The sequence below is a fragment of the Cytobacillus praedii genome (genome assembly GCF_001439605.1).
Classification (GTDB): domain Bacteria; phylum Bacillota; class Bacilli; order Bacillales; family Cytobacillaceae; genus Cytobacillus; species Cytobacillus praedii.
The window spans coordinates 188,757-204,820 of sequence record NZ_LMBX01000004.1 but is presented as its reverse complement, the minus strand read 5'-3'; the positions used below and the strand labels follow the sequence as shown (position 1 = coordinate 204,820).

The 16,064-nt window shown below is 34.7% G+C and carries 11 protein-coding genes and 1 pseudogene; 2 read left to right on the top strand and 10 right to left on the bottom strand.

Annotation, left to right across the window (positions count from 1 at the left end):
- Nucleotides 1-106: 106 nt before the first annotated feature.
- Nucleotides 107-1,273: an ankyrin repeat domain-containing protein gene (locus ASU02_RS06465; protein ID WP_057762143.1), complete on the bottom strand. Its 1,167-nt coding sequence runs from the start codon at nt 1,271-1,273 to the stop codon at nt 107-109.
- A gap of 1,045 nt (nt 1,274-2,318) precedes the next feature.
- Between ASU02_RS06465 and ASU02_RS06455 the strand changes: the two genes are divergently transcribed.
- Nucleotides 2,319-4,286, top strand: coding sequence for a methyl-accepting chemotaxis protein (locus ASU02_RS06455; protein ID WP_057762138.1), 1,968 nt, complete (start codon nt 2,319-2,321; stop codon nt 4,284-4,286).
- Nucleotides 4,287-4,365: 79 nt separating this feature from the next.
- Here the strand turns inward: ASU02_RS06455 and ASU02_RS06450 are convergent.
- The 3 genes and pseudogenes from ASU02_RS06450 to ASU02_RS06440 form a co-directional block, all read right to left on the bottom strand.
- Nucleotides 4,366-4,607, bottom strand: a pseudogene (locus ASU02_RS06450) (hypothetical protein); the annotation flags it as partial.
- A 440-nt stretch (nt 4,608-5,047) separates the two neighbouring features.
- A complete protein-coding gene (locus tag ASU02_RS06445) occupies nt 5,048-5,431 on the bottom strand; it encodes a retropepsin-like aspartic protease (protein WP_057762134.1) in 384 nt (127 codons plus the stop codon).
- Nucleotides 5,428-5,688 (bottom strand): hypothetical protein, encoded by a 261-nt coding sequence (locus tag ASU02_RS06440; RefSeq protein ID WP_057762132.1) that lies wholly within the window; start codon nt 5,686-5,688, stop codon nt 5,428-5,430. Before ASU02_RS06440 ends, ASU02_RS06445 begins: the two co-directional genes overlap by 4 nt.
- 129 nt (nt 5,689-5,817) lie before the next feature.
- Here ASU02_RS06440 and ASU02_RS06435 point away from each other — a divergent pair, with 129 nt between their 5' ends.
- Nucleotides 5,818-6,423: a restriction endonuclease gene (locus ASU02_RS06435; protein ID WP_082631711.1), complete on the top strand. Its 606-nt coding sequence runs from the start codon at nt 5,818-5,820 to the stop codon at nt 6,421-6,423.
- A gap of 231 nt (nt 6,424-6,654) precedes the next feature.
- On the opposite strand, the gene ASU02_RS06430 is transcribed toward ASU02_RS06435, so the two are convergent.
- The 6 genes from ASU02_RS06430 to ASU02_RS06405 form a co-directional block, all read right to left on the bottom strand.
- On the bottom strand, nt 6,655-8,787 hold the full coding sequence (locus tag ASU02_RS06430) for a DEAD/DEAH box helicase (RefSeq protein ID WP_198317410.1): 2,133 nt from the start codon (nt 8,785-8,787) through the stop codon (nt 6,655-6,657).
- 4 nt (nt 8,788-8,791) lie between these two features.
- On the bottom strand, nt 8,792-10,102 hold the full coding sequence (locus tag ASU02_RS06425; protein ID WP_057762131.1) for an ATP-binding protein: 1,311 nt from the start codon (nt 10,100-10,102) through the stop codon (nt 8,792-8,794).
- On the bottom strand, nt 10,092-11,234 hold the full coding sequence (locus tag ASU02_RS06420; protein WP_057762130.1) for a TerD family protein: 1,143 nt from the start codon (nt 11,232-11,234) through the stop codon (nt 10,092-10,094). The genes ASU02_RS06425 and ASU02_RS06420 overlap by 11 nt, the downstream gene beginning before the upstream one ends.
- Before the next feature lie 721 nt (nt 11,235-11,955).
- The gene (locus ASU02_RS06415; protein WP_057762128.1) at nt 11,956-14,031 is read right to left on the bottom strand and encodes a hypothetical protein; all 2,076 of its coding nucleotides are present in this window, start codon (nt 14,029-14,031) and stop codon (nt 11,956-11,958) included.
- Nucleotides 14,032-14,687: 656 nt separating this feature from the next.
- Nucleotides 14,688-14,897 (bottom strand): hypothetical protein, encoded by a 210-nt coding sequence (locus tag ASU02_RS06410; protein WP_057762126.1) that lies wholly within the window; start codon nt 14,895-14,897, stop codon nt 14,688-14,690.
- 5 nt (nt 14,898-14,902) lie between these two features.
- On the bottom strand, nt 14,903-15,874 hold the full coding sequence (locus ASU02_RS06405; protein WP_057762124.1) for an MvdC/MvdD family ATP grasp protein: 972 nt from the start codon (nt 15,872-15,874) through the stop codon (nt 14,903-14,905).
- Between the last annotated feature and the right edge of the window lie 190 nt (nt 15,875-16,064).

The following is a 16,064-nucleotide window of genomic DNA, read 5'->3' as shown; positions in this document are numbered from 1 at the left end:
TGAAATTACTTCTGTCCGTTTAATTTAGGAAAAATCATTCTCATTAATCAATGAGTTGCCATTGATAGCAACAATAACTAGTTTTCCTACGGTATACTTTCTAATTCTACTTTCTTCCTAGTAATTCGACCGACTGCTCTTTATGTAAATGATATAAAGGATTAGTTGGATCATGTTTGATGGCATGTTCAATTGCTTCAATCGCCTCTTCATGTCTTCCTAAAGATCTAAGACTGTTAGCTTTATGGAATGAAAAGTCGTACCGAAGCGGCTGGAGAGCCAAAAGCTTATCCATTTCGATGACAGCTTCCTCGTGTCTGCCAAGTTCTCTTAAATAATTTGATTTATGATAACGGTAAAAAGTCTCATTTGGATCAAGGGTACAAGCTTTATCGTATTCAGCAAGTGTTTCATCCTGCAGATTCATGAGCCGTAAGCAATTCGCTGTATAGAAATAAAAGTCTAGATCAGTAGAATCTATTTTTAATGCGAGGTTGTATTGTTCAAGAGCCTCTTCATATCTCTTTAGTTCTTGTAATACATATCCTTTATAAAAGTACAAATCTAGATTCTCACGATCCGCTTCAAGTTCTTTACTAAGAATCGTGATCGCTTCCACATATTTATTTTCCTTATAAAGCGTTTTCGCTTGCTGGATGCCCGCATTCTTTTCAACATACTCTCTAGTAAGGATCTTTATGACCTTTTGCTGATTGAACTCTTCTGCATGCTGAAGTGATGACTTCCCATCTCTATCCTCAAGGTGTATATCTGCACCAGCTTCGACTAGAAGTTGGATCACATCAGAATATAAACGTCCGCCATTCCCTAAGATGACTGACTCTAATAAAGCGGACCAGCCCAAATCATTCACATGATTAACTGGAACGCCAGCATCTAAGCAAACTTGAACGGTTTTCAAATATCCTTTTTCACTAGAGGGCAGCAACGCAGTACCACCAAATCGATTAACGCTTTTAAGATCAGCACCATACTCGAGCATCAAGCTTAGGATTTCGTGAAATCCGTTTGCACCCGAGCAAATAAACGGAGTTAACGCGGTAATGTCTCTTGTATTCACATCACTTCCAGCTTCCAATAAAAGCTTCACTACAGAAATTTGATTTTTTTGTGTGGCAGCCATTAAAGCTGTAGTCCCATTCACATCTTTATAATCAACACTTGTCCCTTTTTGTAAAAGGTGTTCTACTTCTGCTGCATTTCCGCTTTTACTAGCACTGATTAGGTTCTCGTTTAAGGTTTGATTATGCATGGGTTATATCTCCCTTATTATTTTTTCAAGATATAGGGAAGCTCGTAAATCTTTCTAGAATAAAAGATACATTTTGCTTCCATAAATTATTGATTTCACTTAAAGCAAGCAGCGCCTTTTCAAATGCGTCTACTAGAGGATTCAAAAGACCCGTTCCACTCATTCAAATACTAGCGTCTTTATGAGCAAATGCTGTATTTATAATCAGCAAAATACCTGTTTGTAGCACTTTTCTAACATCAATTCTAATCACACTTTGTTTTTTAGGAATCATCTAAAAATTGATGCTTATTTTTATTATAGATAAGTTTAGTTAACCTGGATATACTTGACAGAATTTTTAAGGTCAAGTAGACTACGGTTCACATTTGAGGAGAATCTACATGACCATTTACTCACCAAAAGTACATTCATTGAATATGTCTTTCACTACATAAGGAATTGGATAAAATTACATTTAAAGGTGTTTGTTGAAACTAGTTGATAAATCAGGAAAACAGTTTTATACTTTTATAGTTAGTTAGTTATACCTATATAATTACAAGATAAAAGAACTATGTATAAATGATATTATTATACAGCATTCGAATTAAGCAAAAGCCTTGTAAACAAATAACTACAAGTGCTCAGCACCAGATTTTTGATCATTCTTAAATTAAAATTCTTCAGCTATTCACTATATTTGAATAGTTTTTTATTTAATAAAAGTGTGCTATATCACCAGATTGTAAATGGAATTCAGAAATGACAGCGATAGCTATGATTTACCAAGATCTTTTCAAACTATCGTATAGTTCGTCAGCTAAATCGATAAATGTTTTTGAAATTAGGCAAGAAAGAACATGGACGAAATTGAAAAAAGTGGGGTACCAAAAAAATCAGTCATCTAAAAGAATAGATAGGAATTCTATAACAAAACCATTTGTAACAATAGATAAAATAGCCACTTTCAAAAGTGGCTATTTCAATGCAAAAGCGTTGATAGGTTTATTGTAACTTACACTTTTTTCGAGGTAAGAATAAAAAATAGAAAAGAGGCCTTATAATGAAAAACATCTTTAAAAATATTAAAACAAAACTAATCGTAGCTTTTGCCCTCATACTGATTATTCCTGCTATTAGTATTGGTTCAAGCGCTTATATAACTGCCAAAAATGCAGTTGAACATCAGGTGTTAGATGGAATTGGGGAGAATCTTGATATATTAAATCTTATCATTGATAACACCATACAGCCTAAGGTTCATGATATTAAATTTATGTCAGAAACGGTAATCTCACAATTGTTTGAAGGGGAGAGCAGTCCCGAAATACGTAAAAAATTGAATCAATATGTACAATTGCACCCTGAAGCTTTAAGCTCATATGTTGGTACGGATGAGGGATTATTTGTACGAGAACCAATAGTAAAGATGCCGGATGATTATGATCCAAGAAAAAGAGATTGGTATAAAGAAGCGATTGAGAAAAAGGGTGAAGTAGTCATATCAGCTCCTTACATTGCTGCAAGTACAGGAGATATGGTCGTAACGTTATCTAAAACAACAAAAGATGAGTCAGGTGTAGTGGGCGTTGATATTCGTTTAAGCTTCCTGCAAGAGCTAACAAAGCAAATTAAGGTAGGCGAAAAGGGATTTGCACTGATTCTAGATAAAAATAAAAAATTCATTTCACACCCGACAAATAGTCCTGGAGATGAAGCAAAAGAAAGCTTTTATAATAAAATGTTTGAGCAAGAAAAAGATCAGTTTAACTATGAGCTGGATGGAAAAAATCAAGTAATGAAATTTGTGACTAACGAGATGACAGGATGGAAAATTGGCGGAAATCTTTATTCTTCAGAGATTAGTGATGCAGCTGCACCAATTTTTCAAAAAACAGTATTAGTCATCGCAGTTGCTTTTGTAATCGGTGCATTACTTGTTTTATTTATCATAAAATCCATCATTAAACCGATCAAGGTGTTAAAAGAAACCGCGATCACCATTAGTAAAGGTGATTTAACAAAAAAAGTCGTTGTTCAATCCAATGATGAGATTGGTCAATTAGGAAATGCTTTTAATGATATGCAGGAAAGTCTCAGTATCTTAGTTCAGGAAGTTGAACAGCATGCGGAACAGGTTTCCGCTTCTGCAGAAGAACTGACTGCAAGTGCGGAACAAACAGCAGATGCTACAGAACAGGTAGCTGCTTCGATTCAAGAGGTTGCGAGCAGTGCAGAAAAACAAACAGATGGAGTCGAACAAATTGCAAAAGTATTAGCCGAAGCCTCTGAAAATGCCGTTCTGATTGCATCCCATTCATTGAAGGTTTCCGAACTTGCTAATCATACAACGGTTCAAGCAGAAATGGGAGGACAGGCAGTTACGAATACGGTGGCTCAAATGAATTCTATTCATGACTCGGTAAAGGAATCAAATAAAATGATTACATCTTTGCATGAACGTTCTAAAGAGGTCAGGTCCATTTTGGATGTAATTACAGGAATTTCGGAACAAACCAATCTTCTTGCTTTAAACGCAGCGTTAGAAGCAGCAAGGGCTGGAGAGCATGGAAGAGGATTTGCAGTTGTTGCGGATGAAGTGAGAAAACTTGCGGAACAGTCTCAAAGCTCTGCAGGACAAATCCAAGAGATTCTTCAAGGTATTCAAAGCGATACAGAAAGCTCTGTTCAAATCATGGCTCGTGTTACGGATGATGTCCAGGCAGGGGTAGAAGTATCTAATGAAGCGATTGAGAGATTTAATCTAATCCTTCAAAGTACAAAAGAAGTTACTCCACAAATGGATGATATCTCAGCTACTGCACAACAGATGTCAGCAGCTATTCAAGAAATTACTTCCACAGCGAATGAGATGTCTGTAATTGCACAAGGAAATGCAGCGATGTCAGAAGAAGTAGCCGCATCCTCAGAAGAACAGTTAGCGACAATGGAGGATATTTCTGTATCAGCCAAATCCCTTGCTTCTATGTCAGAGGAATTGAATACATTGATTTCTAGGTTTAAACTTTAAAACTTACAAGATACTACCAATAAAAACTGTCTAACTAAGAATACATTTGTTAGACAGTTTTTTGTTGCAATGAAGTTGTTTGTTCATATAATTCAATAACCTTGTCTTTACGCCCCTTATCAAGGGCACTATTAAATTCATCTATACAATGTATCCTGGTGATGCCTCGATTGTTTGAAATAAGGCGAGTGCAAATAATAATGAACTAAGTGATTCCTCGCCACCTGATACCCCCTTTCCTACTTTGCCGCCACGTGCTTTCACACTAACATCTTCTAATTTTCCACGGTGACCTTCTTTTCTTGCTTTAATAAAAAGAGTATAGCGAATTTGTCCTCGTCGGTCGGTGTTCATATCCCATTCAATTTTCCAATTAAAAATGAGGACACACTTTTTTATCGGTATCGTCACACGTATGGCTATGACGAAGAGATGACGATTGAATATGTGAATTCAATTAACTTAAATAGTCAATCTTTCATACCAGAATTAGTTGATATTATTATACTTATTTACAATTAATAATCCAGAATGTTACGTGATTTAAAAAGTTTGAGGGAAATTTTGAAGGGATGATGGAACCTAGGGAGAATTTTAATCTATGCATTGGTAAAGAAAGATGGAATTTAATACGTTAAGAGAGCTTTGTTATATACCTCTTCTTTTTTAGGCATAGTATCCACTTTACCCAATGCATATATGTTCGTAGGGCTTGGATGGTGATGACAGATTCATATGGATGTAGTAGTGTTTACTTTAAACTAGTTTTTTCGTACTTCCATCTTTTCGAAGTCTATAACTAATTGATTTGCAAGAAAAAAATCACTTCCGATGATTCCGTCAAATCCATGCATTTCTCTTACATCACCGAGCTGTATAGTGAAATCTCTCAGGTGGAACGTATCTATTTTCATGCCACTCACTTTTTGTTCTATACAAATTTCAGTACCACCAATTCCGTACATTTTACGTGTAATCGCATTTTCTAAATCGAGCATTAACCCAATTTCTTCGCATAAATCCGTATCTAAAATACTTGAAGTGCAACCAGTATCAAGCAGTACATTAGTAAAAGTCCTTTTCATTCCGTTGAATTCAATCTGAACAGCGACTAGCGGCAGTTGATCATTCATTTCAAATTTCATACTCTTCCTCGCACTCCTATATATGGCTGCTCAATTACCTTTATTTCTTCGTTATTGGTGTGAAAGATATATAATTCACGATTTGTATTTTCTGCATGTAATTTTTTATACACTTTCCATGCTGCATTGCCGTTTTCAAAGTCATCAATTACAGACATTTCCTTGATGATTCTTTCTTTTCCTCTTATTTCTGATATTAATGATTCTACTAAGACACAACGTTCTGGAAAATGCTTACGTACTTCAGACCATTTCATTTATATACGCCTCCAATTTATGCCTAATTTATTTTAAATTATAGCATTTTTAATTGATTGAGTTTCATTCTTAATTTAAATTTGAATACTTTCCATAAATTTGATAATACTGGTGATTGAGGTGATAATGTGGAGTATTTTTTATTATGTGTTTTGTTAGGATTTATCTTTTATCATTGGAAGAAAATAAAAAATTTCAGATCGGAAGAAACCTATAAAAATTATTTATCCACTGAAGAATTTAAAAGAACGTTAGCTCTTGGTATTTATCAACGTTTTTGTAAAGAGAATGAAGAAAAATCTTATTCATCAATCTTTATAAAAAATAATCCCTTAGAATTTGAACATTTCATCGCTGATATATTTAAACATAAATATGGTGGAAGTACTTTTGTAACGAAAAGTTCAGGGGATTTTGGTGTTGATATAAAACATGGTGTTGGCGAAGAGAAAGTTCTAGGACAAGTAAAATGTTACAAAGATGATGTGGGCTATGAACCGATAGCTTTATTACATTCTAATATGGTAAAGCAAAATGTCTCACAGGGATATGTTGTAACAACTTCTAACTTTACTGAGAATGCTCGTTCATATGCCCAAGGTTTACAGATAGATTTGATAACTGGGACTGATTTAGTGGAAATGTGGCTGAATTATACTAACCCATTATCTGAAAGTATAATAATACAGTCGGTTCATAACCAAACTATGAATAAAATTGATACGCCGATTTAAGAACTGCCCCCTAAACAGATAATGGTTAGGGTGCCAATTTATTTCAGTTATATAATTAGCTGTATGATTTAACAATCACCTTTTCAAAAACATCTTTATAAGATTTGTGGACCCTCATTTTTTCCGATCCATTTACAACACTACTATCTTATGAAAAGACACCTCGTGGAAGTGTCTTTTTATCATGTAATTAGTAATGTAGAAATTCCTTCAACGGGAACAATTTGCTTCCTACATGAAACTCATACTCTTAAATTCATACTTCTGTAAATACCCCACCGCTCCCTCAATATCAACCTCATTCCCAACATGCATTTTCACACGAAGGGACTCATCAATAAACGCAGCGTATTTAGATGTAAAAAACTCCTTCTCTTCCACATAAGGAAGCAAATCCTCAGCGGTCCATTCTTTCTCTTTCATCTTTTGAAGAATAGAAAGGATGCCTTCTGGATTTAAAATTGTTATTCTGCCTACTCCATCCATAATCTTGGCATCCACACAAAAATACCGAAGCATCCAGACGAGCGTTTTCGTAATGGTTGTTCCTGTATAGGTTTCAAAAATGCCTTCAGCTTTATCCACCCATATACAGCGGTGATCGGCAGTGATTCCGTTCCAAAGATACTTTCTTCTTACATCGTTTAGCGTAGCCAGAGCGATGTCATTAATGTAATGAAACTCATTCTTAGAACAAAGGATTTCCATCATTTTTTCGCCAATTTTTTTGTGAATATAGCCGGGGCTGCCGGTATAGGTAGGTTTATTCCCGCTAACCGCTTTTGTGACGTATACTTTACTGCGATCAAAATCGATATCCTTAATGCCCCATAGTCTTCCACCAAGGATAATATTGTCGCCTACATTTATGATAAACGCTTTATCGAGCCGGCCAATTCTTTTGGCACCATCCATTACTTCATATTCGTCTGATGTCATAAAGACAGAATAAAAATCCTTACTTCTAAGAATTCTTTCCCCTTCCAGTCCGACAATCAGCTCGTCACTGTTTTTGAGTACTTCTACATATTCCTTTTCAATCATGCCTTGGATCAGGGTGATGACATCTTTTGTTAATAAGCTATGAAAAATATGATTCTTGTTAATTCTATCTATGAGGTGGTTGTACGAGATCCCATTGTTCTCCTGACAAATGGATAGGATTTGCTGGAATAAAACGTCAAAAGGATGCAAATAGCCTTTGGAGGGTTCAATCCATTTCTCAATCACAAGCTCCATAACGGCTAACGATTGAATCAGCTTGTCGTCATCAGTTGAATACAATTGAAGGATTTGATCTGCCTCTCTTTTTCTACCTGACCTTCCCAAACGTTGCTTTAGGGATGATACGGAATAGGTGCTATCAATTTGGATCACCACTTCAATATTGCCAATGTCTATCCCCAGTTCTAATGAACTTGTTGCAATCACACTTTTAGGAGCTGTTGACTCGCTCATTACTTTTTCAACATACTCGCGTTCTTTTTTATCGATCGATGAGTGATGGGGATAATACGTTTCCCCCATCCCTTCTTTTTCGGCTAATCGGTTTAATGTGACCGTTGCTTCCTCTACTTGTCCTCGATTATTGCAAAAAATGATTGATTTTTGATGGCGGGTTAAATCCCTTATATCCTCAAAAAGTTCTAAAGGCAATATACTTGTTTCACTAGGCACATGCATTAAGTGAAACAATAGCTGCTTATCACTGCCTTTCACCTCGACCACTTCGACATTATCCGGATCAGCATAATTCACCCATGCTTTTACTAAATCAAAATTATCTACTGTTGCGGATAAACCAACAATTCTCGGTGGAACATGGCAAAGATTACTTAAACGTGAAAGAAGAGAACGTAAATGCACGCCACGGGCATTATCAAAAAACGAATGGATTTCATCGATGACAATAAAATCTACCTCTTTGAAAGCGGCTTTTAAATGATTGGTCCGATTCACAAAAAAACTCTCAAGTGATTCTGGTGTAATTTGCAGAATACCTGAAGGATTTTTTAAAAAGGCTAGTTTCTTGCTCTGAGATACATCTCCATGCCAACGATGGATGCGAATATCGATATCATCACAAAGTTTCTCAATTCTCTCAAATTGGTTATTAATTAATGCCTTGAGAGGAGAAATATAGATGACTTTTAATTTACTGCTTGCTGTTTTCTCTACAACCGAAAGAATGGGAAGCAACGCAGCCTCTGTTTTCCCAGAAGCTGTACCCGATGAAACAATAATATCCTTTTGCGTATTTATAATGAGTGGGATGGTTTTCTCCTGAATAGGCGTGAAACGGTCCCATTTCATATCCCATATTTTCTTTTTCATTTTTTCCGACAAAAGATCAAATGAGCTCACTGCATTAACCCTCTAATCTGGAGAAGCGGCTGTTAATGTTCGCAGGACTGGCAGCAACAGCTTCCTCTTCAAAAATTTCCGTTCGATCGAAACCTGGATTTTGATGCAGAATATTTAAGGCTCCTAAGAAGCCTCGGACAATATCCCCTACCATTAAATTTTCCAGCGCTCCTGGTCTTGCATATTCCTTTTGAATATATCTTTTTATTTCCTCGTTTGTTACATTGCTTTGATATTTATAATGAACCGCATGAATGTCTCTTAGCTTTTGGAGAAGAACAAAGGTCTCTTCATGCTTTAACGGTGTCAATTTAATAACAGGCTGGGTCAAATCACGGAATTCACTCGTTTCAAATCGGTTCGTTTCCAATCTTCTTTTTAACGCGCCATAACTGAATAACCCTCTCCGTTCATCCTCAAGAAATTCGAGAGTTCCACCAAAAGTAATATATAAACCTTCCATATTCCCCTGAAGCGTATCATTGAATATTTTCAGGATGCTTTCATAGTTTTTCTCTCTTGTATGTGGATGGGTGATTTTATATAAATTAATGGCTTCATCAAAATTTACGACTAGACCTGAGTAGCCGATTTGCCGAACAAACTGGGACATGATCTTTAGATAGTTATAGTAATTATCATCATTAATCGTGTCGCGTACCCCAAGATCAGCCCTCGCTTCTGTTTTGGTACGGTACTCCCCTCTAATCCACCTCAGCGCTTTTCGCTGCAGCTCGGAATCATCATGAATAAAACCTTGATAATACTGGGTAAGAATACGGGCAAAATCGTAGCCGCCTGTGAAAACATCCATTTTAGAAACTAGTCGAGTAATTTCATGCTCAACGTCAGCAATGAAATTGGGATTATCCAGCTCAACGGAACCGTACCCTCTCATTTGCACCACTTGTTCCTGAACGTCTGTAATCCATTTATCAAAAATCGTGCTTAATGCTCCACCCTCAGGAACGGTGGCAATCGACAAGTTCTTCATTAACTCTGTATAAAGGGCAACCGCTTTTTGATCGCTGCCATATAATCTTCTTTCAGGCGTAAAATCAGCCTTCGTTACAACAAAGTTCTCTTTGAAACCAATTTGCTGAATCAACGCTTGGATAAAGCTTTTCCCGCTGCCGAAGGAGCCGATAAAGAATTTGATGATGGAAGTCCCTTTCTTTACTTCCTCCAAGTCCTTTATAATCTGAGTAGCTTCTTGGCTGCGTCCCACCAAGATATATTGCAATCCTCTACTAGGCACGACTCCACCTGAAAGAGAATTCAGAATAGCAGTTGAATCTCGTTTCTTAATGTTCATGATTTGCTCTCTCCTTCATACTTAAAACCAATGAATGAAATTCATCAAAAACCACAATGGAATTAGCCTGCACCTCAAGCAGGTTATCACCAAGATGTTCAAAAGCTTTCTCATTTATTCCATTTATAAATAAAGCAACCATCAATCCCTTTTGCTTTAAGAAAGATTTTGCAAGATCAAGAGAGATACTTCCTCCATCAAACTTTACTAAAAAAGCTCTCTCTACATCTGTTAATGACTGAATGAAAGAGTCGTAATCCTCTTCTTGTGAATCATCTAAAAAGGTTGGTAATGTGTGGACAGTCTCTGAAGAATCACCCGTAGACCTACTAGCAGTATCTTCATCTTTATCGGCAAATAATGAAATTAAATCATCATTCCTTTGCGATAAGGTTTCGATTCTTTGCTCATCAAACTGAACGCCAGATTCACGCTTTAAATGAATCGGTTCCGCCGGCTGCTTCGGGATCTCTTCACCCGACACCGCAGCATCCCGTTCCTGAACGACCTGAAAACGCTCATTAGGTAATGAAGAGACAGTGGTTGTTTCAACCTGTGTGTTAGTATCTGTAGGCTGATCATCAACCTCCACTCCATATTCTTTGCACAAATCAGCCAGCCCTCCAAAAAAGCCAGCTCCAACCGCATGAAACTTCCATTGATCACCATATCGGTATAACGACCCCAGCACAATCGCACTCTCTTTTGTAAAAGAATAATCGATCGGAAAAGCAGCCATCTCTTCTTGCTTTCTGCTATCGACAATCCTGAGGACTATATCAGAAACCGCCTCAAAAGTATGGCCGTTCAATTCCGACTCATAGATTGTAAGCGTAAAGGCAATCTTTTTTACTACTGTAGGAACCTTCAACAAATCAATCAGAAAGTGCTGCTTTTCAACAGATGAAATCGACGTCTCCAATTGAACAGACTTATTACTAGAATAGGGCTGCCCATAAAAGACAAAATCCTCTTCCCGAATAATCTTCTCATCTTCCCCAAGCATAAACGCCGAGACATCAATATCAAAATGATGCTGGCTCTTCCAGCCCATGCCGATATGCAATCTAGTAGTTTCTGGCTTATTTTTAGTTATATCGATTTTTTGGCCTTTGACTAAGGATATAACCATTGTTATCACTCCTATTGGTAATGCTGTTTTAGCTTTTATAAATGGTAAAATATGGATTCTTGATTAAGTAGTTATTATCTATTATTTTTCATAAATTAATTATGCTATAGGATGGGGATTTAATCACGGGGTTTTTCAAGTTTTTTTGGGATTTGTGACTTGAGGGTAGCAATATATGATGGTAAGTCTTTGACACGGTAGAAGTAGTTTCAATACTTGGCAGAGATAAATGCCTTCTATCACTTCCATGAGTTGGACACGATTATTGATTAACCTAGTACAAATAGAAACGGTTTAATAGCAGTGACTGCAAAACCACTCCGACACTTCCGTCCCAGGGATTTGATCATGATTCAAAGGTATGGGCGGATATTGTTAGTACGTATAGACAATAAGGGTACGATTCAAATAGTGGTTAGTGAGTTAGTCGATGGGATATTGAGGGGTTAGGAAAAAGAGAATTTTTTTCAATGAATTTATTAATTATTGCTGAAAAAAATACAAAACGTTTCTTCAGTGGAGGAACGTTTTGTATTGATATTAGAGTTCGAAGTCGAAACTAGGTTGAAAATTGTGATTTTATAATGTTTTTCTTTGGTGATGAGTAAATTTGTGTAAATATGATCAATTATCATATTCAATTGCTTATTTTGTTTTCACACACCACGTGTGTGGAGTAGTGGTTGCAGACAGAGTCATGATAGTATTCACTCAACATAAATTATCTATTAACCCTGTTTAATTTATTAATATTTTCAAGGAGTACACCTTGACCAAATTCTCCTCTTCTATCTAATATTGGGTTAATTACTCCTCTGATATCTCTTCTATCATATTCCCTCATAAGACTGTCAAATTCTTCATCTGTTGAAAGAATATTTAATTCATATTCCTTTAAGTCAAGTCCAGCCTTCTCCCAATTATTAATGTAATTCTTTAGAGTCATTGGGTCGCTAACAAATACTAAACGTTCATTTATTGTAAGTAATTCCTCAGTTTCTAAAAGAGTAATAGTCATCAGAGGAGCATAGTAATTTTTATTTGTCCTATATTGTATCCCAATATGGTTATTGTATTTTTCAACTTCCGCTGAAATACATTCTAAAATATCTTCATTATCATTTTTGTTAGTTATTAAGTATGTGTAAGTTCCATAAATATAATTTATAGATGTATAACCATAAGGGTCTCTATTCTTATTTTTCTCAAATTTTTCATTAAAAAGTTTTGCTGTTTTTTTTGCTTCACTTTTATTAAATCTATCAACCATACCCCTATCCAATATATACCTAAAATCTCCATTAGATAAATTTATCTTTATGCAATTATTAAAATGATTATTGGTTCCCCCATATGGGTCCCAAATCATGGTAACTAGTGGTGGCATTTGAGAACCTTTTAAATTATTTAACATTGCTTGAGAGTCCTTGATACTGCTTATCCATAAATTATAATCAAACTTTTTCAAGAAATCATTTTTATCAAATAAATCACTTGTAATTAAACCTATAACTCTATCAGTTGGTCTTAAACAATCTTGATGAACTACTCCAAGAATTGAATGTTCATATAAATCATCAATCTCAATGGCATAAGATTTTTCTGAAATACCTTTTGCACAATGTAAACAATTCATAAACTCTTTTTTATTTTCTTTTATATATCTTTGACACCATTCTTTATGCAATTTCACAGGTAGTTCCTGCTCGACATTCTCAATATTGTTAGCAGGGGCAATAATCAATTCATCATATGGAAGGATTTTTTCATTTTCTTTTAGATACCTTTCCATCCCTATGTTTGTTGCTGTTCTATGTAAAACTTTCATTTTAATCCCATTCTTAAAGACCACATAATTATTATCTATATACTGTAACCTTTTCGTACCGTCATCATCAAAGCGATATAATTCCATAAGAAGCATTTTATTTGAAAAACCTTCTCCCAACTCTTCGTTTCCCTCAACTAGAACTACATCTTTACCTATTGAAAAATCATCTTCTTTTAGTACTAGGTCAAAAAATCCACCAACTATTTCTTCACTATTTACATTCTCTTTAGGTTTATCTATATAGCCTTTCCACTTATCTTTTAGCTCATTACATAAAACTGACATTCTTCTAGAAGCAAAACTAAGAGATGTAGAGATTAGAAAAGACCAAAAAAATTGAGGAGATACTGAATTTATTTTACCACTAATTGCCGTTAGTACACTTTTCTCGAAAGCCATACCATCTTCAATATCAAGAACAGAAATTACCATCTTAGAAGAAAATTCTAAAAATTGTTGTTCACTCATATCTTTACTTGTAACGTTCTTATAAATTTCTCTTATTAAACTCTTAAACCTATCAAATGCAGATTTTTCACTTTTGTTAAGAGGGTTCTCTATAAAGGTTAAGGGATTGAGCCTAATACTTTCTAATATTTTTTTTAGTTCATTCTTAATAGGATTTGATGTATTAGAGGTAGTTAGTAAAATATAATAATTCACTGATTTACCTTCTTGAACATACTGTCTTACAAATTGATTTATAGCTTTAAAAAAATCGCTATCTTCACTTTTTGATAAAGATACTGTTCTCTTCATTTGAAAAAATAATTTTTCATTATCTTTAGTTGTTACTACAAGGTCATCAATTATATCTCTGGTTTCAAATGCTACTTTTTCAATATATGTATTTTCTTTAATATCAATAGAATTTGCTAAATCAATGTCGGTTACCATATTAAATAAAATCCAGCCTGAAACTCTTTGTTGAAAATCTATTCCTGCATTAGTAGGTTGAGTACCCATATAATTACCTCCAACATTTTGTATATTGGGTAATTATAACCTAGGTATCCTTAAAAATTAATTAATACACAACAATTGTAGACGACTAGATTAGCTTTATTCTTATGCAAAAAAAAAGATAATTAGCCTAGGCAGCTATTATATCTTCCTTTTTCAAGCCTAATATTTGATGGATATCAGAGATAATGACGTTATCAATGATTTGAAATGAAACGGTAAACTTCTTAACTAAAGAATTGAGGATTTCTCTTTGACTTTTTGAAAGACTACTCTTTTTTCTTTTTGCTAAGTTTATGAGATTAGCCTTTTCATCCTCAGTAGCGGTTTCTATGTTTATAATATGGTAACGCCTATAAATATTTTGTTTAACTAGAACTTCACCAATCTTTCTACCCTCTTTTGATTTAGGTTTGTAAGTATACTCAACCCTTGTAAGACAGTCTTGTACTTTAAGTCCCTTAGTAGCATTTCTAGACCTTTATCATAAACTTTTAAACAACCGTCACTTTCTCGTTTACCCATAGTATTTAGCTGTTTTGTAAGTCACCTTCCCCCTACCTATAAATTCTTGTGTAAACTTCTAAGTTATAATTATAATAATTATTTTTATGAAAAAAAATGGTATATCCAATATTATGGTATACCATCTTTACATTTTAAGCTATATACATACCTTCATTAGGTCTATCGCTATCAGAGCGGTTATCCTTTTCAGCCGCATATGTAGACTCTCTTGAAGATGTAGATTTGCCAGATGCATAAATATGATAAGCATCTTTATTGTTAGGTTCCCATGACCAACCTTCCTTTTTAAGGACTTCTTCTTTTGAAGGAGCCTCTAAATACCTAGAAGCAAACACTTTCATTTTACTCACCTCCTTAATTGTGAATTAGATATTAGCCAATTTGCAATTGTATTAGAAATAGAAAGTCCCGTAAGGTCTTCTATCCATAACCACTGGCCCATACAATTTATCTCGAGAAAATACCATTCATTATTAGGAGTCACAATAAAATCCATTGCTCCATACTCAAGTTCTAACATGGTCATAAAGCTATTTACTCGATTTCTTATCTCAATCGGAGGCTCCATAATATAATGAGGTGTATTTGGAATATCATATCTACGCCAGTCTATTGCTGCCTTTTTGGAGTTTTGAGATTCAATCTTACATACTAGATGCTCTTTTCCAACTACTGTATACCTCACTTCATAGGCTTTATCTATGTATTCTTGCAATACAATAGGGTTTTCAGAAGTGTCATTAAACTCTAATAACTCATTATAAGAGACTTGATTTACATATATCCCCTTAAATGTACCATCATCCATTTGATAAAACTCTTGAGACATTAATTTAAGAACAATTTTTTCATGTTTACTACTAAAGTTAAGAATTTGTTCTTTATTGTTAGAGACTATTAAGTCTGGTACATTAAAACCAATTTCTTTTGCAAGCTTCCTTTGAAGATACTTATTTTCTGCTTTATATGCTTTTCTTACTGGGTTCAACCAAGGAATATTATTTAAGTCGAGAAACAAGCCCAATAATGCCTTATTCCATTCAGCTTTCCACATTTTAAAATCATTTGAATTATCATTTTGCTCTTCTAATGTTAACTCAACAAAAGGTCTTCTTGCCCATACAGAGGTAATTTCACTAGAATTAAAACTACCATCCTGGTTTTCGATCAGCCAGCTTGTACCACTATGGTGTAGGTATGTCTTCCTTAATGACTCTACATCTAAGTTAAACCTAAAGTAGCTACTGTTTTTATCTCGAAGTATCTCAATTACTCGATCTGCATGCTTATCGAATCTATCTGTCAAAATAAGTATCAAAATAAGGTCTCCTAATCTATTTTTCTCTCCAAAATATTTTACTACATAAGTCTGATTTTTTCACCAATTTTTTCAAAATATCATTATCTTAATAGGAAAATAGAAACCGCTCATAATTTATGTTATAAGCGGTAGTTTTTTAATATATTATGTTTATTTTTGGCTGTACATATGGAATGTTACAAAAAAT